29 protein-coding genes are annotated in these 26,425 nt (G+C 27.7%); 24 read left to right on the top strand and 5 right to left on the bottom strand.

The window, feature by feature from the left end; all coding sequences use genetic code 11:
* Positions 1-99: 99 nt before the first annotated feature.
* The 4 genes from hisD to hisC all read left to right on the top strand — a co-directional run bounded on the left by hisD (position 100) and on the right by hisC (position 3,601).
* Complete coding sequence (hisD, locus tag HW275_RS00145; RefSeq protein WP_178934199.1) at positions 100-1,380, top strand: histidinol dehydrogenase; 1,281 nt, start codon at positions 100-102, stop codon at positions 1,378-1,380.
* A 244-nt stretch (positions 1,381-1,624) separates the two neighbouring features.
* Positions 1,625-1,774: a hypothetical protein gene (locus HW275_RS00140; protein ID WP_218975064.1), complete on the top strand. Its 150-nt coding sequence runs from the start codon at positions 1,625-1,627 to the stop codon at positions 1,772-1,774.
* Between the two features lie 36 nt (positions 1,775-1,810).
* Positions 1,811-2,503, top strand: coding sequence for a hypothetical protein (locus HW275_RS00135; RefSeq protein WP_178934198.1), 693 nt, complete (start codon positions 1,811-1,813; stop codon positions 2,501-2,503).
* Positions 2,504-2,521: 18 nt separating this feature from the next.
* Positions 2,522-3,601 carry a histidinol-phosphate transaminase gene (gene hisC / locus HW275_RS00130; protein ID WP_178934197.1) on the top strand — a complete coding sequence of 360 codons (1,080 nt, stop codon included), beginning with the start codon at positions 2,522-2,524 and terminating at the stop codon, positions 3,599-3,601.
* A gap of 93 nt (positions 3,602-3,694) precedes the next feature.
* On the opposite strand, the gene HW275_RS00125 is transcribed toward hisC, so the two are convergent.
* Entirely contained in the window at positions 3,695-4,072 is a 378-nt protein-coding gene (locus HW275_RS00125; RefSeq protein WP_178934195.1) for a hypothetical protein, read from the bottom strand.
* 162 nt (positions 4,073-4,234) lie between these two features.
* Between HW275_RS00125 and hisB the strand changes: the two genes are divergently transcribed.
* Together hisB and HW275_RS00115 are read left to right on the top strand one after the other, a co-directional pair.
* Positions 4,235-4,825 carry an imidazoleglycerol-phosphate dehydratase HisB gene (gene hisB, locus HW275_RS00120; protein WP_178934194.1) on the top strand — a complete coding sequence of 197 codons (591 nt, stop codon included), beginning with the start codon at positions 4,235-4,237 and terminating at the stop codon, positions 4,823-4,825.
* Positions 4,825-5,724, top strand: a complete 900-nt coding sequence (locus HW275_RS00115) for a DUF1311 domain-containing protein (RefSeq protein ID WP_178934193.1) — start codon at positions 4,825-4,827, stop codon at positions 5,722-5,724. The genes hisB and HW275_RS00115 overlap by 1 nt, the downstream gene beginning before the upstream one ends.
* Before the next feature lie 196 nt (positions 5,725-5,920).
* On the opposite strand, the gene HW275_RS00110 is transcribed toward HW275_RS00115, so the two are convergent.
* Complete coding sequence (locus HW275_RS00110) at positions 5,921-6,109, bottom strand: AAA family ATPase (RefSeq protein WP_178934192.1); 189 nt, start codon at positions 6,107-6,109, stop codon at positions 5,921-5,923.
* Between the two features lie 427 nt (positions 6,110-6,536).
* Between HW275_RS00110 and HW275_RS00105 the strand changes: the two genes are divergently transcribed.
* The 6 genes from HW275_RS00105 to HW275_RS00080 all read left to right on the top strand — a co-directional run bounded on the left by HW275_RS00105 (position 6,537) and on the right by HW275_RS00080 (position 12,251).
* Positions 6,537-7,772, top strand: coding sequence for a hypothetical protein (locus HW275_RS00105; protein ID WP_178934191.1), 1,236 nt, complete (start codon positions 6,537-6,539; stop codon positions 7,770-7,772).
* A 17-nt stretch (positions 7,773-7,789) separates the two neighbouring features.
* Complete coding sequence (hisH, locus tag HW275_RS00100; RefSeq protein WP_178934190.1) at positions 7,790-8,419, top strand: imidazole glycerol phosphate synthase subunit HisH; 630 nt, start codon at positions 7,790-7,792, stop codon at positions 8,417-8,419.
* Between the two features lie 85 nt (positions 8,420-8,504).
* A complete protein-coding gene (locus tag HW275_RS00095; protein WP_178934189.1) occupies positions 8,505-9,359 on the top strand; it encodes a hypothetical protein in 855 nt (284 codons plus the stop codon).
* Between the two features lie 178 nt (positions 9,360-9,537).
* Positions 9,538-10,254, top strand: coding sequence for a 1-(5-phosphoribosyl)-5-[(5-phosphoribosylamino)methylideneamino]imidazole-4-carboxamide isomerase (gene hisA, locus HW275_RS00090; RefSeq protein WP_178934188.1), 717 nt, complete (start codon positions 9,538-9,540; stop codon positions 10,252-10,254).
* 69 nt (positions 10,255-10,323) lie between these two features.
* Positions 10,324-11,079, top strand: coding sequence for an imidazole glycerol phosphate synthase subunit HisF (hisF, locus tag HW275_RS00085; RefSeq protein ID WP_178934187.1), 756 nt, complete (start codon positions 10,324-10,326; stop codon positions 11,077-11,079).
* Positions 11,080-11,117: 38 nt separating this feature from the next.
* Positions 11,118-12,251 carry a hypothetical protein gene (locus HW275_RS00080; RefSeq protein ID WP_178934186.1) on the top strand — a complete coding sequence of 378 codons (1,134 nt, stop codon included), beginning with the start codon at positions 11,118-11,120 and terminating at the stop codon, positions 12,249-12,251.
* A gap of 101 nt (positions 12,252-12,352) precedes the next feature.
* On the opposite strand, the gene HW275_RS00075 is transcribed toward HW275_RS00080, so the two are convergent.
* Both HW275_RS00075 and HW275_RS00070 read right to left on the bottom strand, forming a co-directional pair.
* Positions 12,353-12,688: a type II toxin-antitoxin system RelE/ParE family toxin gene (locus HW275_RS00075; RefSeq protein WP_178934185.1), complete on the bottom strand. Its 336-nt coding sequence runs from the start codon at positions 12,686-12,688 to the stop codon at positions 12,353-12,355.
* Positions 12,678-12,935, bottom strand: a complete 258-nt coding sequence (locus HW275_RS00070; protein WP_178934184.1) for a type II toxin-antitoxin system Phd/YefM family antitoxin — start codon at positions 12,933-12,935, stop codon at positions 12,678-12,680. The genes HW275_RS00075 and HW275_RS00070 overlap by 11 nt, the downstream gene beginning before the upstream one ends.
* Before the next feature lie 246 nt (positions 12,936-13,181).
* On the opposite strand from HW275_RS00070, the gene HW275_RS00065 reads away from it, so the two are divergent.
* The 12 genes from HW275_RS00065 to HW275_RS00010 all read left to right on the top strand — a co-directional run bounded on the left by HW275_RS00065 (position 13,182) and on the right by HW275_RS00010 (position 24,915).
* Entirely contained in the window at positions 13,182-14,069 is an 888-nt protein-coding gene (locus tag HW275_RS00065) for a ketopantoate reductase family protein (protein ID WP_178934183.1), read from the top strand.
* Between the two features lie 117 nt (positions 14,070-14,186).
* On the top strand, positions 14,187-14,840 hold the full coding sequence (gene hisIE / locus HW275_RS00060) for a bifunctional phosphoribosyl-AMP cyclohydrolase/phosphoribosyl-ATP diphosphatase HisIE (protein WP_178934182.1): 654 nt from the start codon (positions 14,187-14,189) through the stop codon (positions 14,838-14,840).
* A 102-nt stretch (positions 14,841-14,942) separates the two neighbouring features.
* Positions 14,943-15,746, top strand: a complete 804-nt coding sequence (locus HW275_RS00055) for a YhfC family intramembrane metalloprotease (RefSeq protein WP_178934181.1) — start codon at positions 14,943-14,945, stop codon at positions 15,744-15,746.
* Positions 15,747-15,866: 120 nt separating this feature from the next.
* Positions 15,867-16,718: a histidinol-phosphatase HisJ gene (gene hisJ, locus HW275_RS00050; protein ID WP_178934179.1), complete on the top strand. Its 852-nt coding sequence runs from the start codon at positions 15,867-15,869 to the stop codon at positions 16,716-16,718.
* Between the two features lie 55 nt (positions 16,719-16,773).
* Positions 16,774-18,225, top strand: coding sequence for a hypothetical protein (locus tag HW275_RS00045; protein ID WP_178934178.1), 1,452 nt, complete (start codon positions 16,774-16,776; stop codon positions 18,223-18,225).
* Positions 18,226-18,284: 59 nt separating this feature from the next.
* Positions 18,285-18,917: a M15 family metallopeptidase gene (locus tag HW275_RS00040; RefSeq protein WP_178934177.1), complete on the top strand. Its 633-nt coding sequence runs from the start codon at positions 18,285-18,287 to the stop codon at positions 18,915-18,917.
* A 27-nt stretch (positions 18,918-18,944) separates the two neighbouring features.
* Entirely contained in the window at positions 18,945-20,456 is a 1,512-nt protein-coding gene (locus HW275_RS00035) for an NAD(P)H-hydrate dehydratase (RefSeq protein WP_178934176.1), read from the top strand.
* 112 nt (positions 20,457-20,568) lie between these two features.
* Positions 20,569-21,066, top strand: coding sequence for a polymer-forming cytoskeletal protein (locus HW275_RS00030; RefSeq protein WP_178934175.1), 498 nt, complete (start codon positions 20,569-20,571; stop codon positions 21,064-21,066).
* A gap of 207 nt (positions 21,067-21,273) precedes the next feature.
* On the top strand, positions 21,274-22,275 hold the full coding sequence (locus HW275_RS00025) for a bifunctional riboflavin kinase/FAD synthetase (RefSeq protein ID WP_178934174.1): 1,002 nt from the start codon (positions 21,274-21,276) through the stop codon (positions 22,273-22,275).
* A gap of 7 nt (positions 22,276-22,282) precedes the next feature.
* Positions 22,283-23,008, top strand: coding sequence for a ScpA family protein (locus tag HW275_RS00020; RefSeq protein WP_178934173.1), 726 nt, complete (start codon positions 22,283-22,285; stop codon positions 23,006-23,008).
* A gap of 24 nt (positions 23,009-23,032) precedes the next feature.
* The gene (gene murJ, locus HW275_RS00015; protein WP_178934172.1) at positions 23,033-24,547 is read left to right on the top strand and encodes a murein biosynthesis integral membrane protein MurJ; all 1,515 of its coding nucleotides are present in this window, start codon (positions 23,033-23,035) and stop codon (positions 24,545-24,547) included.
* A 2-nt stretch (positions 24,548-24,549) separates the two neighbouring features.
* On the top strand, positions 24,550-24,915 hold the full coding sequence (locus HW275_RS00010) for a helicase (protein ID WP_155282809.1): 366 nt from the start codon (positions 24,550-24,552) through the stop codon (positions 24,913-24,915).
* 341 nt (positions 24,916-25,256) lie between these two features.
* On the opposite strand, the gene HW275_RS00005 is transcribed toward HW275_RS00010, so the two are convergent.
* Positions 25,257-26,425, bottom strand: a 1,169-nt coding sequence (locus HW275_RS00005) for a site-specific integrase (protein ID WP_255459972.1), incomplete at its 5' end; no start/stop codon positions are given.

Below are 26,425 nucleotides of genomic sequence, written 5' to 3'. Positions count from 1 at the left end.
GCTACACAAAACATTCATAATTTTTAAGGCTTATTTTAAATAAAATTACTATGAAAATATTTAAATAAATATAATAAAAAAGAAGTGGAGTGATGCGTTATGATTAAGACAATAAAGTATTCAAAAGATGTTGATTTGGAAAAGGAGCTTGCTAGAAGCCAGTTTTCGTACGATGATGTAAATGAAACTGTGGAAAGTATTTTGAAAGATGTTAAAGCTAGAGGAGATAAGGCTTTGATAGAATATACTGAAAAATTTGATGGTGTAAAACTGGAAAATTTGGAAGTTACACAGGAGGAAATTCAAAAAGCTTTTGACACAATTGACAAGGAATTAATGGAAGTTATTCAGTATTCACACGACAACATCAAGAAATTTCACGAAAAACAAGTTAGGAATGATTTTTTAATAAGACAGGAAAATGGCGTAATTTTGGGGCAAGTAGTTAATCCGATTGAAAAAGTTGGACTTTATGTACCAGGAGGAACAGCGGCTTATCCTTCGACTGTGCTTATGAATGCAGTTCCAGCTAAAATTGCTGGATGTGATGAAATTATAATGGTAACACCTCCAACTGCAGATGGAACAATTTTATCCTCTATTCTTGTTGCGGCAAAAATTTCTGGAGTTGACAGAATCTTTAAAGTGGGTGGAGCTCAGTCAATAGCTGCCCTTAGTTATGGTACGGAAACTATTCCAAAAGTATATAAAATTGGCGGGCCAGGAAATATTTACGTTGCAATGGCTAAAAAAATGGTTTATGGGGAAGTTTCGATTGACATGATAGCAGGACCAAGTGAAGTGCTTATAATTGCTGATGAAAGTGCAGACCCAGTTCATACAGCGGCAGATTTATTGTCACAGGCGGAACACGACAAACTGGCAGCCTGCATATTAGTTACGACTTCTGAAAAGTTGGCAAATGAAGTTAGTAAGGAATTGGAAAAGCAGTTAAAGGAATTGCCGAGAGAAGAAATTGCAAGGGCGTCGATTGAAACTCAAGGAAGAATAGTTATTGTAGACAATATGGATGATGCTGTCTTTGTAAGCAATTATGTTGCACCAGAACATTTGGAACTGGCAGTAGAAAATCCATTTGAATTATTGCCAAGAATAAAAAACGCAGGATCAATATTTATGGGACACAACACACCTGAACCAATCGGAGATTACCTAGCAGGCCCAAATCACACATTGCCGACAAGCGGTACTGCCAAATTCTCTTCTCCACTCTCAGTAGACGACTTCGTTAAAAAATCTTCGTTTATTTACTATTCAAAACAAGGACTTGAAGAAGTTAAGGATAAAGTAATTAAGTTTGCTGAAAATGAAGGGCTTACGGCTCATGCTCGTTCGGTTTCTAAAAGATTTAATAAATAAAAAATAGAATTTGTCTGAAAACAGATTTTTAATAATTTTTTGATAAAATTGAAAATTATAAATTTCTAGTTTTCAGGCTTTTTCAAAATATTAAAATTTTTCATTTTTAAAATAAAAAGTATTTAATTTTTGAAAGTTTTTATTTTAGAGAAGAAAAAAATTGTGAAATTGGGAAGTTTTTTGAATAGAAAAGAAAAAATTGATTATTTTTCTTTTTTTGGTATACTTTGTATGAGGTGATTTTATGATTAAAAAAACTGAATACTTGAAAAAATTGAAAAAAGTAAAGGATAATTTTCAGAAGTTTATAATTTCGATGGATGAAATAAATTTGAGCGAAGATGGAATAAATCATCTAAATATTTTAGATTTTTTACAAAATAGAGATAATTAGAACCAAAAATTAATAACAGAATAATTGGAGGAATTAATGAAAAAAATACTACTAGAATTGTTTATTTTGGGAACATTGGGAATGGCACAAAGTAATTATGAGGTTTATGTAAAAAGTGGGGTTAAAATTTCACAAAGTGAAGTTGATAAAGATAGTAAAGAAATTACGAATCTTGTTAATAAAGAAATAATAGAGAGATATGTTCCAGAAGGAAAAAAGATTTCAAAAAAACTTTATCAAGAATATATAAAAAAATCATCTACTGAATTATTGGAAAATATTCCTAAAAGACAAAAGCAGGCTGCAAAAGAGTATTTTGATAAGACAAGTAAAATTATAGAAAATAATTTTTTAAATGTAATTGATAATTTAACAATTTTGATTAGTGAAATTTCATTTTTAGAAAAAAATAAAGCAAAAGTTAGATTAGTATCAAACTCTAAAGATATTGACGATTTTGATACTGATGAAATTCTAGATGAGGCATTTGAAAAAGCTAATATTTCATACAAAGAAATGGATAATATAGAAAAAATGAGTAAAGCAAAACTTGATAACTTTTATAAATATCTTGATGAAAAATTTAAAGAAAAATTAAACGATCTTGATTATGTTGAAACTTACTCAGAAATAGAAGTAAAAAAAATTAATGGAAAATGGGAATTAGAGTATGATTTTAATACTTCTCTAAATGAAATTATGAATGGGTTTAATACAAATGATGATTAAATGAAAAGAGGAATATAAATGAGTAAATTTTGGAATGATAAAATAAAAGAAATAGAGCCTTACACACCGGGAGAACAGCCTAAAGACAAAAAATATATTAAACTTAATACAAATGAAAATCCTTATCCGCCATCAGCGAAAGTTATAGAAAAAATAAAATCTATGAATTTGGAAGATCTGAAATTGTATCCAGATCCAGATGTAATGGAGCTTGGAAAAGTTATTGCTGAATATTTTTCTAATAAAATAAACGATAAAGTTACACATAAGCAGGTGTTTATTGGAAATGGATCGGATGAAGTTCTGGCATTTATTTTTATGACATTTTTTAATGCGGGAGATAAAGTGTATTATCCAGATATTACATACAGTTTTTATCCAGTTTATGCCGATTTATTTAATGTAAAGGAAGTAAAAATTCCTTTAAATGACAGTTTTGAAATTGAAATTCAAAAATATTTTGGCTTGGATGGACATATAATTATTGCAAATCCGAATGCACCAACTTCGATTGCTTTAAAATTGGATGAAATTGAAGAAATAGTAAAAAATAATCCAAATCAGCTAGTTATCGTTGATGAGGCGTATGTTGACTTTGGGGCGGAAAGTGCTGTAAAATTAATAAATAAATACGATAATGTTCTTGTAGTTCAGACGTTTTCAAAATCACGTTCTATGGCGGGAATACGGCTTGGATATGCACTTGGCTCTGAAAATATAATTGAAGGGCTGAATAGACTGAAATTTTCATTTAACTCATACACGATTGACAGAATTTCAATTGAAGCTGGAATTGAGTCGTTTAAGGATGATGAATATTTTGAAAAAACTAATGCTAAAATTATTCAGACTAGAGAAAAAACAGTTAAAAAATTGAAAAAATTAGGATTTAAAGTATTAAATTCAAGTGCTAATTTTATTTTTATTTCTCACAATAAAGTTTTCGCAGGCAATTTGTATAAACAGCTAAAAGAAAATGGAGTTTTAGTAAGATATTTTGCGAAAGATAGGATTGATAATTATTTGAGGGTTACGATTGGGACGGATGAGGAAATGGGGATTTTTATTGAGAAATTGGAAGATTTGTTGGAAAAATAACGTAAATTAAAAATAAACTGAATATGCAAGGGGGTAATTCCCCTTGTCAGAAATAAAAATTGTTAAATTTCTAAACATATTTAATACAGAATATTATAACCAAACTTTATATTCATCTACAAAATCTTTTATAATTTCTTTTTTTGATGGAATGTCGTATTCTTTCATCTCTATACCATTGTTTTCTAAACTAATAATCCATATGCCGTCAATTGCAACTCCCATATCCATATCAATTTTATATTTTACTTTTTCTAATAACGGAACATCAGAAATATCGCCTAAACAAAACAAATATCCGCACAATACACGTAGACATTCAGAACTATCATAAAAACATCTTTTTCTCTCTTCAACTGCTCTTTCAAATTCTTCATTTATTAAAGAAATTATTTGATTTTTATCAATTTTATCAAAGTCAAAACCAAATCTTTTTATAAAATTTTCAGCTCTTTCATCAGAAGTAAGCATATTTTCACCTCCTATATTTTAGAATACATTAAATTACTCACTAAATTGTACCATAGTTTTTAATATTTCAAAACAAATTTCTTGTTTTTTGGTCAATCTTGAAAAAGAGAAAAAAATAGATTATACTATTTATAATTAAAGGTATAACGAAAGGATAAAGTTATGAGAAAATCTAAAATTGAAAGAAATACATTTGAAACAAAAATAAAAGTTGAATTAAATATTGATGGAACCGGGAAATATGAGAATAATACAGGGGTTGGATTTTTGGATCATATGCTTGACTTGTTTGCGAAGCATGGGAGATTTGATTTGAAAGTTTATTGTGATGGGGATACACAGGTGGATGATCATCATAGTACGGAGGATATTGGGATTGCATTGGGGAAATGTTTTTATGAAGCTTTGGGAGATTTGAAGGGGGTAAGAAGGTATGGGAACTTTCTTTTGCCGATGGATGAGGCCCTGACGTTAGTTGCTGTTGATTTAAGCGGGAGATATTTTTTGAATTTTGATGTGAATATTCCGACTGAGAAAGTTGGGACTTTTGATACAGAATTAGTGGAAGAGTTTTTCATTGGCTTTACACGGCATTTGAATGCGACGTTGCATATAAAAAATATAGCAGGGACAAATTCGCATCATATAATTGAGTCGATTTTTAAGGGAGTTGCTAGAGCTTTGGCAGAGGCTGTGAGCATTGATGAGAAATATAGGGATGAGATTCCTTCGACTAAAGGGGTTTTGGTTTAGTGAGAATTAAGAAGATACTGTTTATAAGTATATTTTCTTTGATGTGTTCAGTAAATTCGTTTACTAAACCATTATTTAATGAAAATGTAACAAAAGAATTAAAAGAAAACACAATAAATTTATTTATTGGAACTCCTTTTGAAAAAAATATCAAAAAAAAATTAGAAGATATAGAAAAAAAATATCCGGAAAGTCATTATAATCATGAAAAAAAAGAATTAATACATGATAAACAAAGGATAGTCGATGATGAAAAAAATATATTTTATCGTTACAATGAAGGAATATATAAACTATTTAGTGAAAGTACTAAAAATTGGTACACTTTTGTAAGTGAAGAAGCCCACTTTGCATTATATTTAAGTGAAAAATATGAAATTGGTTTACATTCTGATATAACTATGGTAGATGGGCATTTTGTTGAATCTGCTTTTTTTAGAAAAGAGGATTATAAAAGAATTTTAGAGATAGCAAAAATAATTGACGAATTAAATTCTGATAATAAAAAAACTTTAAATCTAAATGTAATTAGAAAAACAAAAGAAGAGTATGTAAAAGAAAATAATAGGATGAATAAAAAATACGACGAATTATATTATCTCGTTAAAGATGATATTTTTGCTGATGACTCATCGTATGGATTTGGCTCTCCTCTCGGATGTGTACTTCCAGCATTATCAGAACAATCAAATGGATTGTTGAGTTCACAAAGGGAGTGGCTAGAATTTAGAGAAAATGAGGCACAAATGTATTTTATTCTAGCAAATAAAGATGAAGGTGTGTATTATGGAAAACTTTTTGAGATAACGAAACGGAGAACTGATTATTTAGAAAATGTTATTGAGAATATAAAGAAAAGCGAAAAATATAAGGAAGAACAGAAAAAATTGGGAAATTAGAATTAAAAATAAAAAATTAAGGGGAATAACATTAATTTATTTCCCCTAAATTGTTTAGTTATTGCTCTATATCCTAATTGAGAATGTTTTAATCCTAGATCAAGAAGATAAAATTTTTCTTGCGTTTCTAAAATGGAATTTCCTTTTATGTCGTATCTTTGAACTTTTGAAATAATATAGGCATTTTCAAGTGCTTTTAGATAATTAAAGACTCAAAATTAATAAAAATAATATTTTCCTTGTTTATACCATTTTCTTCAAGTTCTTTAGATATTAATTTTAATATCATAGATTTACCACTTCTACGCATACCAGTAATAACTTTTATTACAGGTTTATCCACAAATTTTCTAATTTCTTTTAAATATTGTTCTCTTTTTATCATTTTATCACCGCCTATATAAGAAAATTATATCATTTATTGTAAAGTTTTTCAACTTATAAGAGAAAAAATATGAATTTTTTTAACTTATTTCTATTGTATAAGAAAAAATTATCAAAAGTATTTCCCTATCTTTTTTTGAAATTATATGATAAGATAAAATAAAACAATATTTTAAGAAGAAAAGTATAAATATGGAAGAAAAAAAAAGGATAAATATTAATGAAAATAGTAAAGAAAAAAGCTAAAGTGGAGTTTAAAATAGTGAAAAATAGCTGATTATATTTTGCTTCTTTTTGTTTATACGATATAAATTCTAAATTTAATAAAAAGTAAAAAATTGTTTTTATAGTAATTTTATGGTATAACAAGAATGAAGGGCAAATAATTTTATAGTACTAGATTTTAAAATATTAAGAAAGGATAAAAAATGTGGAATGCAATTATTAAAATTGTAAAAAAAGATAAAAAAATGATTTCTAATAAAACTATGCGAGAACTAGGTATCGAAATTGATGATAATTTATCAGAATTTAATAAAAATATAAATAGTTATCAAAAAATAGATATAAATTTAGTTGGAAAATTAGATAATTTAATGCAAATGTTCCCAGCAGTAGTAAATTTACAAAATAATAAAGATGCTTATAGAGCAATATATGACAAAGGATTAGGAGCGTTACAAAAAGTTGCTCAAAATGGTCGTGGTGTTAGAGGAAATATTGTTAATGGTGTGAATAATAAAATCGTAGGACAAGCAATATTCGAGCCATTATCTAATACTCCTCAAATTATTGGTGGGATTTTTTCTGTAATGTCCATTATAACAGGTCAGTATTTTATGGCACAAATTAATGGTAGTTTAAAAAAAATTGAAAAAGGAATAGTAAATATTCAAAAATTTCTTGAAAATGATAAAAAAAGTAAATTACAAGGCAATGAAGAATTTTTAAAAAATATTCAAAAAACATTAAGTTATATTTTGGAAAATGAAATGCAACAACAAGCAACAATAACTTCTATTCAAAATATAAAACGGGATTCGCTGCAAGCAATAAAATTTTACAAAAATCAAATCAATGAATTAAAGGATATTTCAAAAGAAAAAGATAAAGCAGAAGAAATTTTAAAAAATATAGAAGAGAAATGTAAATTAATATCAGAATACTGGTACTCTCTTTATCTGTATTGTTTTGCAACATATCTTGAGCCAATAGTAAGCCAAAATTATAATGAAGATTATCTCAAACAATCAACAAAAGAAATAATAGAAAAATGTGAAACATATAAAGTACAGCATCAAAAATGGAGCGAAAAGTTAAAAGAATATGTATACAATTCAAAAGCTTTAAATGATAATATAGCATTTTTTATAATGAAAAAAATGTTGGGGTTAGATGTTGCTTTTGGGGTTGTTAATCCATTTTTTTTGGTAAAAAATACAATTGGTATGATTGGTCATGTAGCATATAAAATTGATAAGAATAATAAAGAAAAACAAAAAGATGAAGCACAAAAAATAATGGGTGAGATTTTAAATACAGGGAATGATATAAAAACGATAGAAGCACTAACTTTATTTGATAAATTGAATAATGGAAGAATAGAATTGATAAAACAAAATGATGAAATGTATATAAAATTATTAAAACAAACAATAAAATAGAAAGGATTTTTTTACTTATGATAGCAGTAATTGATTATGGGGTAGGAAACCTTTTTTCCTTACTTTCGTCTTTAAACTATGTCGGACTGGATACAAAGCTGACTAACGATATTGAAGAGATAAAAAATGCTAAGGGGATAATATTGCCAGGAGTTGGAGCTTTTAGAGATGCTATTGGGAATTTGGAAAAATATGGGCTAAAAGAAACTTTGATAAGCGAAGCGAAAAAAGGGAAGCCGTTTTTGGGAATTTGTCTTGGTATGCAGATGCTTTTTGAAAAAAGTTATGAATATGGGGAATATGAAGGGCTTGGGCTTATAAATGGAACTGTTGAGGAGATAAAAAAATATATTTCAGAAAACTCTGATTTGAAAATACCTCATATGGGATGGAATAGTTTAGCCATAAATGATGGATTTAAAGATGATAAAATTTTAAAAAATATAGACAATAATGAATATGTTTATTATGTTCATTCATATTTTGCAAAAACTGATACAAAAAACATTGTCACATATTCAGAGTACGGAACAAAAATTCCTGGAATTGTAAAAAATAAAAATGTATATGGAATGCAATTTCATCCTGAAAAATCTGGAGATACTGGATTGAAGTTATTGAAAAACTGGGGTGAATTAGTAAAGTAAAAGTAAAATTGTAATTATTTTACTTAATTTATTCATTTTTAGGTTGGTTTTGATAATTTATTTTTTAATTGAGAAAGAGGTATTTATGAAGAAGATAATATTATTGATGAGTATTTTTGCAATAGTGAATATGAATGCTAAAAGTCGAAGCGAAATGATAAGGCAGGATTTGTCAAAATTAGGAGTTTCTCAGGAAATAATAGTAAAAACAATAGAACTGGATAAAGAAATACCTAATGTGGTGAGTGAACCTGACAGAGAAAAAGTAAAAAAATTGGCATTGAAAATTGAAGAATTGCTGAAAAAGAATGAGAAGAATTTTGTATTGTCAGAAAATTTGATAAATATTTATAATGCACTTGGAAAAAGTGATGCTGAAAAATTAAATAATTTTAAGAGGTATGAAAAATATAATCCTTATGAAGTGTCAAAATTATTTTTTTCAAATATGTATTATTCTAACAAAGGAGATACAGTAGCGTTTGATAAAAATTATGAAAAACTTAAAAGGGAATACCCTGATTATTTAATCACTAAAATTGCTGTAACATATACGATAGGAAGAGATGCAATCTGGAATGTTATGAAAAACGATGAAAAAGCGGCACTTGCAAGTTTAAATTCCATTATGAAGATGTGCGATGATAAAACAAAAACGGAAGAATCACATATTTCTGATGAGCAAGCGTGGGCATATAAATTAACGATGGGATGGTTTGCGATAAGTTTTTATTTAAATGAGAACCGTACACAGGATGCAATTGATTTTTATTATGAAAATTTTGAAGGAAAAAATAAGCCAAGTGAAGAAATATTGTATTACAACAGGTATCAAAACTGGTATATAAAATCAGAGCTGGCAAAGGCGAATAAAACTGATTTTTACAATAATAAGAAAATATTTCAAAAAAATCTGGATAAAATAAAAATGTTTGATTAATATTTTGAGATTTTTTATCAAAGTTAGAATTTGAGTATGGTTGTTAGAGCAGATATTCCAAATATTAGGATTTTTCCTTTATGTTTTGGAATGACCTAACTTCCTTTGAAAAATTTTGCAGTACATCAAAAAATAGAGTTATAAAATAAAAGTATATAATATTTGAAGGAGATTAATTATGATAGAGATTTTTCCAGCGATAGACTTACATAACGGTCAGGCAGTTAGATTAAAACAAGGCGATTATAATCAGGTGGAAGTATTTTTTAAAAATCCTGTCGAAGTTTTGGATTTTTTTAATAAAAATAATTCAAAAAATCTTCATATTGTAGATTTGGATGGGGCAAAAGATGGAAATACTAAAAATTATGAAGTTATAAAGGAACTTGTAGAAAAGAGTGATTTTTTTGTTCAAGTTGGTGGCGGAATCCGTGATGAAGAAAGAATAAAAAAATATATTGATTTAGGTGTAAATAGAGTTATTTTAGGAACGATTGCTGTTGAAAATGAAGAGTTTTTAAGAGAAATGGTAAAAAAATATGGAGATAAAATTGCAGTTTCTGTGGATGCGAAAAATGAAAAAGTTGCTGTAAAGGGATGGACTGAAACTGTTGAATTAAATTCAGTTGAATTTTGCAAAAAATTATCGGATATCGGAGTAAAAACAATAATTTATACTGACATTTCAAAAGATGGAATGTTAAATGGTACAAATCTTGAAATTTATAAAAAATTGTCCAAAATAGTAAAAGCAGATATTATAGCTTCAGGCGGAATTACATTTTTAGACGAAATAAAGGAACTTAATGAAAATGGGGTTTATGGAGCGATTGTTGGAAAAGCAATTTATTCTGGAAATTTAGATTTAAAGAAAGTGTTGGAAGTTAGCAAGTAATATTTTAAAAATTGTTTAATTGAAATTGAAAATGTAAATATTGTATATTAAAAGAAAGTGGGTGCAAAAATGCTTGCAAAGAGAATTGTTCCCTGTTTGGACGTGAGAAACGGGAAAGTGGTAAAAGGCGTTAATTTTACTGGGATAAAAGAAGTTGACAGTCCAGTTGAGTTAGCAAAGTTTTATAATAAATCTGGTGCAGATGAACTTGTTTTTTATGATATTACAGCAACTGTTGAGGAAAGAGGGCTTTTTACTGATATTTTAAAGGAAGTGGCAAGTCAGATATTTATTCCGCTTACTGTTGGCGGTGGGATAAACACACTAGATGATTTTGACAGAGTGTTAAAAGCGGGAGCAGATAAAGTAAGTGTCAATTCAGGAGCAATAAGAAATCCAAAATTAATTGAAGAAGCTGCAAAAAAATATGGAAATCAGTGTGTTGTTTTGTCAGTCGATGTAAAACGGGTTGATGGAAAATTTAAAGTTTTTGCAAAAGGTGGGAGGGAAAACACTGGAATTGATGCAATTGAATGGTTTGTGCAGGGGCAGGAAAACGGCGCTGGGGAAGTTGTCGTGAACAGTATTGATACGGATGGCGTTAAAACTGGCTTTGATTTAGAACTTTTATCAATTTTGGTTAAAAAATTATCAATTCCGATAATTGCGTCAGGTGGAGCTGGTAATATGGAACATTTTAAGGAATTATTTAAAATACCAGGAATTGATGCGGGACTCGCAGCTTCGATTTTTCATTTTAAGGAAGTGGAAATTATGGAGCTGAAAAAGTATTTGAGGGATAATGGAGTGGAAATGAGGATTTAAAATTTATCAAGTTAATAAAAAATGAAAGTAGGAATAAAATGTATAATAGTTTGAAGCATTTATCGGAAAAAGAAATTGAAATATTAATGGATAAATATTACAGTGGAGTTAAAGTAACAGATCTATTGAATGAATATAGCATAAATTCTTCTGAGTTTGTTTTTTATAAATCATTTCCTCCTAAAAAATTTTTTGAATATAAATGTGAATTTTGTGGAGAAATACTTGTTGCAGATAGACATTCCAAAACTAATAATACTGGGTATCGAAACTATGAATTATACTGTCCAAATTGTTTTCATAAACCATTTACAGAATGTAAGTGTTCAAATTGTCTACTAAAGGAAATAGAAATAGAAAACATAAGAAGGGAAAATTTATTTGAAATATTTGATAATAGAGACGAAAGTATAGATTATAATGAATTATCTTTTCTTGAAAAAGTTTATTTAGGAGCTTTAATACGAGCTGGAATGCGAGAAGATGAATATGTAATAGAAAGTAAAAAAGAAAAAATGTTTAAATTAGTACCTTATACTAAATCTAATGAATTTGAATTAGAAATTTATAAATATTTGGTTGACAGAAAAATAATTTTAATAGATCCTGAAAGTGACTTAGAAAGTTTTAGTTTTAATGAAAAAAACTATCCGATTACATATGACACTTTTAAAGTTTCTTATTTAATAAATATTAAAAATTTAGATGATGAACTATTACAACAAATATTAAATCCTAAATTTTATAGTGAAGAATATTCAAAAGATGCATTTGATCTTTGGAAAAAAATTGCTTTAGAAGAATGCATAGAGTATCTATTGTATCAAATGGAAAAAGTGAATTTTTCTTTTTCGGTTGGTAAAAAAACAAACAGTGTATTAAAAACTTTGTTAGAAGATTTTTCTGTTTCACAAATTTTTGCAATTATTTATAATTGTGTTTCAAATGCTTCAAGATATTGTTTAGAAAGGAATGTTAGTAGAAAACAAGCGGCTAATTCGGTCATTACAAGATGTGAAAGATATGGAGAAAGGGCAATTTCACAAAATTGGACTATAAATAGGTATGGAAGGCTTAAAGATTTATCACAAAGTTCTTTATCGTCGTATTTCTTTTATAAAGTAATCCAAATAGGAGAATTGGGATTTGATGATGTTCCACAAAAAATATAAATTTAAAAAAAAAGAAATACATTACAATTTACTTATGATATTGAAAAATGTTATTGATCTAACAAAAAAGGGTTTTAATTAAAAAAGAGAGAAAATCCCTCTCATAAGTTTTTATTTTTTAGAATATTGTCAGTATCTCTATGGCTAAAAACAATACGCAAAATAATTATACTTTTTAAATTATCATTTACAGAATAATACAAAATATAGTTGTTAATCAATTTTTTTCTAATAATAATGTATTCTGGTAAAAATTTATTTATAACTTTTGGCCAACTATTTGGAAATAACTGAATGTTAGTAACGGATTCTTGAAATTTATTTATAAAAGAGGTTGCAGCTGTTGGATTATTTAATTCTACTTTGATATAATGAAGAATCTGCTCTAAATCATTTTTAGCACTTTTAGTAAATTGATAAGAATATTTAGATTCCATATTTACCTCTTAATTCATTAATAGTATTTTTGCCGTCTAAAGTATTGTTATTTTGAACATCTTTTATTCCATCAAGTAGAAGTTTTGCTTCTTCAATTTCACGCATAGTTCGTTCATAATATTCAATATTCATAACAACTAAACGTCCATAACCGTTTTTAGTTATAAATACAGGTCCTTGTTCTTCGGAACAATATTTTTCAATTTCGACTGTATTTTTTAAATCACGAATTGGTATAATTTTCATAGTAACCCACTCCTTTACATATTATTTATATCTATATTATACCATAAATTATGTCACAATAAAACTAAATTTTAAATTTTTAGAAAGGACAAAAAGATGAATAAAAGAAGAGATTTTAGAAAAATTAACAAAAAAATGATTTACGAAGCTTCTGTTTTTGAAATGGAAGATTTATTAAAATATATTTATATATTTAAAAAAAATTGGGAAAATAAATTATAGAAATTTATATAGGAATACAAAAATATGAGATTATTAATATACGGAGCTGGGGTGATAGGATCAATTTATGCGGCTTTATTTGCTAAGGCAGGTTATGACACCAGCGTTTATGCAAGAGGAAAGAGATTGGAGGTTCTTAAAACAAAAGGACTTCTTTATTTAGAAAATAAAAAGATTAAAAAGGCAGATGTTTCTGTTTGTTTTGAATTGCTGGATAATGATATTTATGATTTTATTTTTCTGACAGTTAGAGAAAATCAACTATATCAGGCACTTGAGGAATTGAAAATGAATCAGAGCAGATGTATTGTTACTATGGTAAACTCTATTGATGACTATAGCAAATGGGAGAAAATCTGTGGAAAAGGAAAAATTCTTCCAGCTTTTCCAGGAGCGGGAGGCAGTATTAATGGAGATGTACTTGATGGAGCACTTACGCCATGGTTAATACAGCCAACCACATTTGCTGAAATTTCTGGAATGAAATCAGAAAGAACAGAAGCCCTTTCCATGATATTTAAAAAGGCAAATATTCCTTATCAGGAAGTAAAGGATATGCATATTTGGCAGCTTTGCCATTTGGCGTTAGTAGTGCCGATTGCAGATGCATATTATGAAGCCAGTAATCCAAAAAAAGTATGGACAGAAAGAAAGATTATGTATAAGACAGCAAGACAATTAAAAAAGAATTTTCGTTTTTTGAAAAGAGATTGCGGAAAATTATCGCCTAAAAAAATGAATATATTTCGTTTTGTCCCATTAATCATATTGGTAATTGTCTTGAAATTTATCTTCAATAGTAAATTTGGTAATAAATTTATGTATCGACATTCAATGAAAGCGCCAGATGAGATGAGACAGTTATATAAAAAATTTTATGATTACGTACAGAAGCGAAAAGCAGAATGGTAAATTTTAATTTTCTGTATGAATATTCAATTATAAAATTGATGCTAAAGAATTTGACAAGAGATTTTAATAAAATAAATTTGAAAATTTTTATAAAATAAAGAAAAGAAAGGGTACAAAATGGAAATAGAAAAAATGAAATTTGATGAAAAGGGGCTTGTTCCCGCAATAATACAAGATTATTATACAAAAGAAGTGCTGACACTTGCGTATATGAATAAGGAAAGCCTAGAAATAACTTTGAGAGATAAGAAAACTTGTTTTTTCAGTAGAAGTAGACAAAAACTTTGGTTAAAAGGAGAAACTTCGGGAAATTATCAGAATGTTGTTTCATTAAAATATGATTGTGATTCGGATTCTTTGCTTATGGAAGTGAAAAAGGAAGGTCCTGCTTGCCATACTGGCTCTGAAAGCTGTTTTTTCAATTCTTTATTTGAAGCAGAGAATTACAGTAATTTTAGTTCTGAGAAACTTTATAATTTAATAAAAGATAGAAAGGTCAATCCTAAGGAAAAATCATATACAAGTTATCTTTTTGAAAAAGGGCTTGATAAAATTCTAAAAAAAGTTGGGGAAGAGTGTACAGAAGTTATAATTGGGGCTAAAAATAATGATAATGATGAATTGAGATATGAAATTGCAGACTTATATTATCATACTTTGGTTTTAATGATTGAACAGGGACTTACAATACAGGATATAAAAGAAGAATTGGCTAAAAGACATATTATTGATCATAAAGTTAAGCAGGAGAAGATGGGTGGTGAGAAGTAAAAAATATTTTTTTTGTTTATTATTGCAAAAATTTTGCATGAATTATTTATAAGAACAAGATATGAATATTATTTATGAAAAATAAAAAATTAGGGGGTAATTATGAATTATGAATATATTGGAACTAGTACTATTACCGCAATAATTTTAATGATTATTATTGGAACGGCTGTACCTTTAATAATCGCTGCAATATGGAAAATTAAGACAAAAGAGCCAATATCAACTATATTTATTGGAGCTGTTACATTTATTTTATTTGCAATTATTTTAGAAAGTATTCCTAAAGTGTTTTTGTTTCAGGTCAAAAATCCAATTAGCGACTATATAGCGAATAATAAATGGGTATTTGTGATTGTTCCAGCATTATTGGCAGGAATATTTGAAGAAAGTGGAAGATTTGTGGTATTTAAATTTTTGTTGAAAAAAAGAAAAAATAAGAAAACTGCTATTTCATATGGGATAGGATATAGTGGGATTGAAATGATATTTATACTTACTTTTGCTGGTATACAATGTCTAGTATTTGCCCAAATGATTAATTCAGGACAGTTTGCAAAACTTTTGGAACAGGCAGGTAATAATCAAGTTCAACTTAAATCATTGCAAGCAATACCTCAATTAATAGCTTCTATCTCTTTTGGAACTTTAGAAATCTCATTAATTGAAAGAATTAGCGCAATTTTGGTACATATAGCCTGTTCAATACTTGTTTTTTACAGCGTGCATTTTAAAAATAAAAAAATATTATTTCCTATAGCCATTTTATTGCACACTTTTATTGATATATTTGCAGGACTTTATCAGACTAAATTAGTAACAAATTTAGTAATTATAGAAGGTTGGGTATTTGTTATTTCAATTATTATTTTTTCTTTTGTATATAAAAAAGTGTATGAAAAATAATAATAATACAAAAAACAAAAAAATAAATCAGAATTATCTTAGAAAAAATTATAGATTTTGAAAAAAGTGTAAAAAAAATTGAAAAAAGTTTAATTTTTAATAAGGAAGGAGCTGATAAAAATGCAAACTAAAAAAACAATTTTCCCATCAAATCTTCATGCCCACACATTTTACTGCGATGGTAAAAACAATGCTGAAGATTATATTTTAACTGCAATAGAGAAAGGATTTACAAGTGTCGGACTTTCGGGGCATTCTTTTACAGCATTTGATACAGAACCGTGTATGACGGAACAAGGAACACAGGAATATTTGAAGGAATTAAAAGAACTAAAAGAAAAATACAAAAATAAAATGCAGGTTTATATTGGAATCGAAGCTGATTTTTATACTGGGTATAACAAGGAAATTGATAAGGAAATGGGACTTGATTTTAGGATTGGATCTGTTCATTATGTGAAAGATAAGAAAAAAGACGAGTATTATTGTGTTGATAACACGCCTGAAATTTTGAAATACGGAATAAAAAATTATGCAGATGAAGACGAAAGGACATTCATTGAAGCATATTTTGATAATATTGTGGAAATGGTACATACTCAAAAACCTGATATTATTGGGCATTTGGATTTAGTACGAAAATTTAACAAAAATTTGAAATATTTTGATGAAAATGCTGACTGGTATAAAAAGAAAGTAGAATATGTACTGGATGAAATAGCAAAAACTGATGCGATTATTGAAATTAATACTGGTGGAATGTCAAGAGGATGGACACAAACTCCTTATCCGAGTGTTCCAATACTGGAAAGAATATTAGCCAAAAATATTCCAATTACAATTTCTTCTGATGCACACGAAACTAAAAATATTGATTTTTATTTTGAAGAAAGTCTGGAAATTGCTAGAAAAGTTGGGTTTAAAAGTGTGAAGATTTTGGATGGTGAAGAGTTTAAGGATTTTGAGATTTAAAAAAGGAAAATAATAAAATAAAAAAAATATATTAATACTCTTTGTAATATGTTGTATGTTTATTTTTATAATTATTTCTGTAAAAATTGTTTCTAACATCAGAAAAGAAAATAAGATAAAATTTGAATATTCTGCAAATGAGCTGGAAAATACTTATTTACGATTTGGGATAGATTTGAAACAGGAACTGAAGAAAAATGGAAATCTTAAATTAAAAAATGGCACTTATTTTATAAAACTTGATAAAGATATAAATTTTAAAGCAAAAAGTGATTTTAAAGATTTCGTACTGCTTGAAAAAGTTATGAATGAAAAAATTGTTTCTTCAAAAGATTTTAATAAAAGTGTTGGCAGACAGATAAAGTTCTTTATTGGTGCAAAAAGTTTTTATAATGTCAATTTTGAGGATTTTAAAAATTTATCTTCAAAATCGCAGGAAAAGGTTTATTACATCTCTGTGGATGGCAAAAATGATGAGGAAGCAGATATTTCTAAAATTTCAAATTTGAAAAATATTATTAAACTTACTTTAAACAATGTAAATATTAAAAATTTCCATAAGGTTAATGAAATTGAGAATCTTTTGGAACTAAACCTAAATGAAAGCACGATTTTAGAAAAAGAAAATAATAATAAAATTGTTTTAAAGCATTTAATAACTTCTGAAAATGATTTAGGGGTACAGGGAGTAAATGTGATTAAAGGAAGTATTTTTCCTGAAAAAAGTGAAATTCTAAAAAAGGATGAAATTGATAAAAATGTTAAAGATATTTTGGTAAACAGGAAAGATTTTACAATGAAATCTCTGGAAGAAAGATACAAAATGTATGGAATAAATTTAGAAGAAGAAATAAAAAAGGATAGCAATATTGTGAAAGTTAATAATGAATATTATCTGAATATGAAATCTGAAATATTTTCAAACTGTTCTGGAGAATATGATGAGGGGAAAGATATTGTAAAAAATTTTAAAAAGTTTAATAAATCTATGGGAAATCAAAATTCGGATTTTGAATCTTACGATTTAGAGGCAAAGCAAAGTGAAATATTTGAAAATGTCAATAGAATTATGGGATTAGTCAAGCTGGATGAAATTTCAAAAAGAACGTGCATTAGAAGGCAGGGTAACAGCAACAGTTTTATGTACGGATATTTAAAATGGTTCATTTCGTTAAATAAAATCGAAAATATTCATACAGATTATATTGAAGAAATAAATCCGATAACTAGAAATCAAATCAAGGATTTTTCTTATGATGATGAAAATTATGACATTATTGACATTAAAGAACTTAATAAATTGAAAAATTTGGAAGATGTTTGTATTTATAGAAAAAATCGGATTAAAAATATTGAATATGTTCAGTATATTAAAAATTTAAAAATGCTGTATATTCCTAAAAATGTTGTTATAAAAAGCAAAATTTCTGAAATGGATTTGAAAAAAATATTGGATAAAATTAAATATATGGTTATTTATGAAGCTTTTGATAAAGAAAAAATTTAAAAAATACTTTAAAATTATGGGAGCATAATTGAATTAAAAATAAAGGAATGGTAATTATAATGAATAAAATAAATTTAAAAAAAAGAATAAAACAGTTTACATTACTAACTGCATTAATACTTTCAGCAGCAACTTTAAGTACAGCAAATAATATTTATGAAAATCTATATTCTTTTAGATCTAAGCGAAAGGTTGAGAATCCTGATCCAGATTCTGAATTGAAACAAAGGGTTAAGGATAGAATAAGAGATGTTTCAACAAGAGCAGAAGCTGAAGAAAGGTTAGTCTGGGTAGAAGTGCCTGTCTGGCGGTTGAAGGATGGGAAAAAGATTTCTGATAGAGAGAGATTTCAAGTTTTGGATGTTCTGGCTGATGAGGTAAAGGAGATTTTTCACGAGATACATAAAGGAAAGGAAAAATTTCCAATAAAAAGGTTAATTGGATATTCTTGGCGTGGGAGCTTAAAAAGTTTACACAGTACAGGGCGAGCAATAGATTTAAATCCTGAAGAAAATCCACAGGTGAACAGTAATGGAAAAGCTATTGTTGGAAAAAGCTGGGAGCCAAATAGCAATCCGTATTCTATAAAACCTGATGGCGATGTAGTACGAGCTTTTACAAAAAGAGGATGGATTTGGGGAGCAAACTTTAGAACACGAGACTATATGCACTTTGGCTTTGATGAAATGTAAAAGAAAAAAATAAAAGAGGCGATAAAAATGTTATTGGGTGGAAATGAAACTACAAGAAAAATTGACAGTTTCGCGATAAATGAATTAAAAATACCAGGCATCGTGCTTATGGAAAATGCTGCTATTTCTTTTGTAAAACATATTGATGAAAATGAAAATAACTTTCTTATCATTTGTGGCAAAGGGAATAACGGTGGTGATGGCTATGCGATTGCACGGCAATTATTTTCAAAAAATAAAAATGTTAAAATTTTTTGCATAAGCAATGAAAATATGAGTCATGACTGCCTTGTAAATTATGAAATTTGTAAAAATATGGGAATTGAAATATTTTATAAAATAAAGGAACTGGATAAGTTGCTTTTAGAATGTGATATTGTAATTGAAGGTATTTTTGGAACAGGACTAAATTCAGAAATAAAAGGAATTTATCGGGAAATTATCGAAAAAATCAACGTAGCAGGAAACAGCAAGGCTATTTATTCAATTGACATTCCATCTGGAATTAATGGAGATACTGGAGAAATTATGGGGATTTCAGTTAAAGCCAATATTACAATTTCGTTTGTTACATACAAAAAAGGATTTTTAAATCCAAAAATAAAAAGCTGTTTAGGAAAAGTCATTATTGAAAACATTGGATTGAATGAAAATAATATCAATCATTTAGTTGATGAATATTATTTGACACCTGAAATGGTAAAGAGTTTTCATATAAAAAGAAACGAAGATTCCCATAAGGGAGATTTTGGAAAAGCATTGATTTTTGCTGGAAGCAGTGGATTTTATGGTGCAGGGAATATTGTGGCAAAATCGTGTGTGAGAAGTGGAGCAGGACTTACAACTGTGATTACTGATAAAAATAACTTTTCATTAAATATATTTGTACCAGAAGCTATGAGTTTTCCAATTAATTTTGACAATATAAATGGAAATCTCGAAAAATTAAAAAATGAAATTTTAAACTGCGATGTAATTGCAATTGGACCAGGAATTGGGAAAAGTCAGGAAGTACTTACAATTTTTAAAAAATTGATCAGCATTGAGAAAAACAATAAAGGGAATACAATAAAACTGATATTAGATGCAGATGCGTTAAATTTGCTTGCAGAAAACAGGGAACTTTTTGAAAAAATAAGAAATAGAAGCATTTTGACGCCACATTTGGTTGAATTTTCACGACTGACAGGATTTTCCCCAGAAGAAATTAATAAAAATAAATTTGAAATAACAAAGAACTTTGCAAAAAAATATGGAGCAACTCTTTTGTTAAAAGGTAAAAATACAATTATTACGGATGGAGAAAGACTTTTTGTAAACAGTACAGGAAATTCACATATGGCAAATGGTGGAATGGGAGACTGTCTAACAGGAATAATATGTTCACTTGCTGGACAGAAGTATAGTTTGCTGCAGTCTGCCGCTATTGGGGCATATTTGCATGGTAAAATTGCAGATGAATTGGTGAAAAGCCAGTATATTGTTAATGCAACAGATGTAATTGATAATATTTCTAAGTATATGAATAAAATTTTTTAAGTTAACATCAAAATATTAAAAAAACATTTGAAAAAATAAAGAAAATGTAGTACAATAACATTATGAGTAATTTCACAATAAAAATTAATTTAATTTCAAGAAAGGAGTAAAAATGGCAATATTTTCTAGTAATAAAGTAAAAGAAAAAAAAGAAACAGCGACTCTTAGTAGCCAATTTTCTGCAAACAATGAAGAAAATGTACATGGTGTCAGCACAATTTCAATGGAAACAACAATAACAGGAACTATCGAATCAAACTCTCTATTCAAGATGGACGGTGTCCTAAATGGAGATATTAAAGGGAACAAACTTGTTCATATTGGAAAAACAGGAATAGTAAAAGGAAATGTTACAGCTGAAAATGTAATTGTAGACGGAGAAGTATCAGGAGAAATTGCAGCTACTAAAGTTGAAATAGGAAGCACTGGAAAGGCCTATGCTACAATAACTTCGGCTTTATTTGTAATTCAGGAAGGCGGTGTATTTGAAGGAAGAAAGAAAATGAAAATTGCTCTTATAAAAGAAGAATCTAAAAATACATCAAATTCATCATTAGTAGAAAAAAAAGAAAAAAAAGTTACTGAAGAAGCGCCAAAAGAAAAAAAATAGAAAATTAGAAAAAATTAAACAGAAATTATAGTCGCTGGCTCAAAATAAATTTACGAGTTTGTGGCTATTTTTTATTATTCTTCATTTTTTTTATTCTAAGATTATTTAATTTTATTCGTTTGATATTAAAAGGGTTGAGTATAAACTGAAATTGTGATAAAATCTAGTAAGTGAATTGATTAAATAAAAAAGGAACGAGATTTAATAATGAAATTTATTACAGAAAATTTGTCCGAAGTAAAGGATATTGTGGAATATAATGATGATTTGGAATTTACTGATTATGATAAAAATCTTAAAGAAATAAAACAGAATAAAAATATTGTTATTTTGGGAAATTTTGATGGCGTTCACATTGGACATCAGATAATTTTACAAAAAGCCGTGAAAGAGGCTAAAGAAAAAAAATTGAAGACAATAGTTTATACTTTTAGTGAATATCCCAAAAATCAGCAGACTAAAATAACGACTTGCTCAGAAAAGGCGTATTTGTTAAATGAAAATGGAATTGATTATCTCTATTTGGAGCAGTTTGAGAAAGTTAGGAATTATACGCCTGAAGAGTTTGTAGAAAAAGTCCTTGTGGATATTTTAAATGCGAATGAAGTTTACTGCGGCTTTAATTTTACTTTTGGAAAAGGGAAGTCCGGGAGTGCTGAAACACTTAAAAAATTGTTAAGAGAAAAAAATATAAAATTAAATGTACAAGAACCAATTTTGGATGAAAATGGAGAAATTATAAGCAGCACAAGAGTTAGGAGCTACATCAAGGAAGGAAATTTTGAGAAAGTTAGAAAACTTCTTGGGCATAATTTTATCATTCTTGGAGAAGTTGTTTACGGAAAGCAGCTTGGACGTGTAATTGGTTTTCCTACGGCAAATTTACGGTTTGAAAATAAAATTTATCCTAAATTTGGAGTTTATGGTGTAAAAATCCGTATTCAAGATGATGAAAAAGTTTATAACGGAGTTATGAATATTGGACGAAATCCTACAGTTGATGTAGGTGTATTGAGTGTTGAAACTAATATTTTTGACTTTAATAAAGATATTTATGGAAAAGTTATTTTTATTGAAATTTTGGAAAATATTCGGCACGAAAAAAAATTTGGATCAGTGGATGAGTTGAAAGAGCAGATAGGCAAGGATGTAGATTACTGGAAAAATAAAATATCATACTGGCGCAAGAAATATCAAAAAGAAAAATAGGTAAAATATGGAAAATATAATACAAATAAAAATTGAAAATTTTGAAGGACCTCTTGACTTGCTTATTCATCTAATCGAAAAAAAGAAAATGGATATAAATGCGATAAATATTTCACAAATAATAGACGATTATTTGAATTATATTCATGTACAAAAAGAATTAAATCTAAAAATTAAAGTTGAATTTCTGGTAATGGCGACAGAATTGATTGAAATTAAAGCCTATTCAGTGTTGAATAGGGATAAAAAACTCGAGAAAATAGAAAATTTGGAGAAAAAAATAATAGAATACCAGTTGTTCAAGGAGATTTCAGAATTATTTTCAAAAAATGAAAATGAATACAATATTCCTCACACAAGAACAGGAACAGAAAGTATCGGAGTGGAAATAACAGAATATGATATTTCCAGTTTAAGTCTAGATAATTTGTTTAAAAGTCTAAAAAATTTAATTGCTTCCAAATTAAATAATAAAAATAAAATTGAGGAAAAAATGATTATAAATTTGGAAGAAGATGACTATTCGGCTGAAGATGCTCATACCGAAGTTTCTCAAATTATCCAAGCTAATAAACAGGTAGAATTTAATCATCTGCTAAAAAACAAATTTTCCAAATCCAGAATAGTAACTTTGTTTCTCTGTATTTTAGATATGTTTAAGAACGGGGAAATTGATATCATCGTTGAAGAAAACAATTTTTTTATTAAATCTATGAAGAATAAGGAAATATAATAAAATAAGAAAGGAAATTAATTAATGTTTAAATCTAGTTTTATAGTAATGATAATAAATATGCTAAGCCGTATTCTAGGGCTTGTCCGTGAAATGATTATTGGAAGTGTATTTGGAGCAACAGGAATGACAGACGCATATTTTAGTGCCACAAAAATTCCAAACTTCTTTACAACATTATTTGGAGAAGGATCGCTTGGTACAGTTTTCATTCCAATTTATAATCGTGGAATCGAAGAGCAAGGAAAAGAAAGAACAGATGAATTTGTTTTTTCAGTATTAAACTTAATAGTTGCATTTACATCGACAATGTCAATTTTAATGATTATATTTTCAAGACAAATTTTAAAAATAACAACAAAGTTTACAGATTCAGAAAGGTTTGAAACAGCCAACATTCTTCTAAAAATAGTTGCTTTTTATTTTTTGTTTATTGCACTTTCTGGAGTAGTATCGTCATTATTGAATAATTATAAAAAGTTTGCAGTTGCAGCTTCAATGGGAATTGTGTTTAATTTGACAATTATAATTGGAACGCTTTTTTTGAAAAATAAAATGGGTATTTACGGCTTAGGAATTGCATATTTACTATCTGGTGTTTTCCAACTGACTATGATGTTACCACAATTTTTTCAGATAGTAAGAACATACAAATTTACTTTTAATTTAAAAGACGAGTATGTAGTAGAAATGTTCAAATTAATGATTCCAACACTAATTGGCATTTTTGGCTATCAAATAAACGAAATTATAGACAACCGTTATGCAACAATGTTACCAAAAGGAACTGTTAGTGCTTTAAATTATGCCAGCCGTCTATACTTGTTACCAATTGGAGTTTTTGCCATTTCATTATCAGTAGTAATATTTCCTACATTGTCAAAAGCTGTGATAAAAAACAATATGAAAACAGTACGAAGAGTAGTTCATCAAGGTTTATACATGTTAGCATTTTTAATAGTTCCATCTTCAGTTATATTATTCGGTTATGCACAGGAAATTGTAGCGTTGATTTACAAAAGAGGACATTTTACAACAAGAAGTGTGGTTATAACATCCGAAACATTACAATTTTACGCAATTGGGCTATTATTTTTCTCAACAATACATCTTTTAACAAGAAGCCATTATGTATTTAAAGATAGAACTTTGCCTGTAATTTCTTCATTTACAGCAATTGGTATCAATATTATTTTAGACGAGTTATTATATAGACAGTACCTGCACGTTGGACTGACATTCGCAACATCATTTGCTGCAATGGTAAATTTCTTAATTTTATATACTTCGCTTGCAAAAAGATACGTAAAATTACGGACTTTCAAGTATCTCGTAATACTTATTGTTACATTTGCAATTTCAGGATTTTCTTTTTATATTTCAAAAATGGTAAAATTAAATTTGCTTGGAAGATTTGACATCGCAATAAATTTAATAGTATTTGCTGTGATTTACCTACTTATCTGGTTTATCTTAATTTCAATTTTCAGAAAAGATTTAATTGAAAAAATGCTAAAAAGAGTTTTGAACAGAGGTTAAATATGATACAGGAAAAAACTAGATACACAAAGACAGGCAAACGAATAGAAGTCTACGAATTTAAAGCCAAACTGCATCAAAAAGTAGTAATGAGCAAAAATCAGTTTGAAGAGCATATTTTGCCAAAACATCCTGAAATCTCGCTAGAAATAATAAAAGAAGTACTAGAAAATCCAGATTTTGTGACAAAGCAGTCAAAATCTCGAAAAGAACATTTTTATCAAAAAAAACTTGGAAAATTAAATTATTTTGTAGTAATTTCCCAACATAAAAATGTAAAAAATTTAAGATTTGTATTAACAGCTTTCATGGCGAAAGATACAAACTTTTTGAAAGAAAAAAATATACATTACAGATATAAGAAATAAAAATATAAATTCAAAATTACTATTTAACAAAATTTTGACTAAATAATAAAAATAGCAATTTATAACTTTATAGTAAAATTATTGTGAAATTGAATAAAATATAAGAAAAAAATCATCGTAATAGAAAGCGTATAAGAGCCTAAAATCAACTTAGCCATTATTTACTATTGTCGATGGTTTTTTATTGCTTAAAATCGCTTATTTAGATTTTTTGTATTTTCTATTTATGTAAAACATAAATCAAATTTTTATTAATACACCTTATAAAATCAATAATAGATTGTATTTTAAACTTTTATAAAGTTCTATAAAAGTTCTGTTTTTAAAACAAATTTATAAAATTATTTATTTAATTTTTCCATTAACTGGGTATTCGCATCCTTATACAAATGAGAGTATGTATTTATCGTAGTTTGCAAATTATCGTGTCCCAGCCGTTTGCTGATAGCAGTGATGTCAGCTTGAATAAATAGCAAATATGAAGCATGAGAATGCCTAAAGTCGTGAAGGCGTATTTTGGGTAAATTTGCTTGTAAACCGTATTTTTCTAGAACATATCGAAGCTGTGAACTTTTTAAATTAAAAATTCTGTTATTCTTTATATTTTTTTTATTTCGATTAATTTTTAAAGTTTTAGAAAAATATAATTGTAAATCTGAAATAAGAGTTTCTGGCAACAAAACTTTTCTTATTGAACCAAAAGTCTTCGGAGTAGTGATATAGTCCTTTTTACTTATATGTGAAAGAGTCTTATTCACATCAATAAATTTTTCATTCAAATTTATATCATTTTCCGAAAGTGCCAAAACTTCACCAATCCTAAGCCCAGTCCAAAACAAAATTTTAAAAACAATAATAAAATCAGAATATTTATCATTTTTCTCTTTATTTTCTAGTTCTAAAACTTCAATAAACTTTTCAAAATCATTAATAGACCATATTTTCATTTCCGAACGATTTTTCTTGCTCCCAAAAGTCCCTATATTTTTACATGGATTTTCATTTAAGCCTTGATATTTCGTAGCCCAATTAAACATGCTTTTCAAAGCCGCATAAATATTAGCCTTAGAATTTTCGCTAAACAATTTCCCGTTCCCATTTTCCTTTTCCAGCATCTCATTCTGCCATTCCCGAATCATAAAAGGAGTAATTTTATCAACTTCAATCTCATCAAAAAACGGTAAAATATGCAGTCGAAAAAAAGTTTTCACAGTATTAATTGCAGTAGGTTTATGTCTTTTACTATAATCTTCAAAATACAGCTCATACAATGATCGAAACGACATATTCATAGATTTAGCAACTTTTTTCTTAAATTCATATTCGTATTCCTGAGCTTCCTTTTTCTTCTTAAACCCAGTTTTCTTATACTTCTTATTTACACCCTTATAATCCTTAGCATAAAACATCGCATACCAAGTCTTTCTATCTTCATTATAATAAACTGGCACTTTAAAGTTCTCCTTACCTCTATAATCTTTAATATAATTATACCATATTTTTAAAATAA

Origin of the sequence: Leptotrichia sp. oral taxon 223 (assembly GCF_013394795.1) — a bacterium.
Taxonomy (GTDB): Bacteria; Fusobacteriota; Fusobacteriia; order Fusobacteriales; family Leptotrichiaceae; genus Leptotrichia.
Note: the sequence above shows the minus strand (reverse complement) of the source record. Positions and strands in the feature narration are given on the sequence as shown.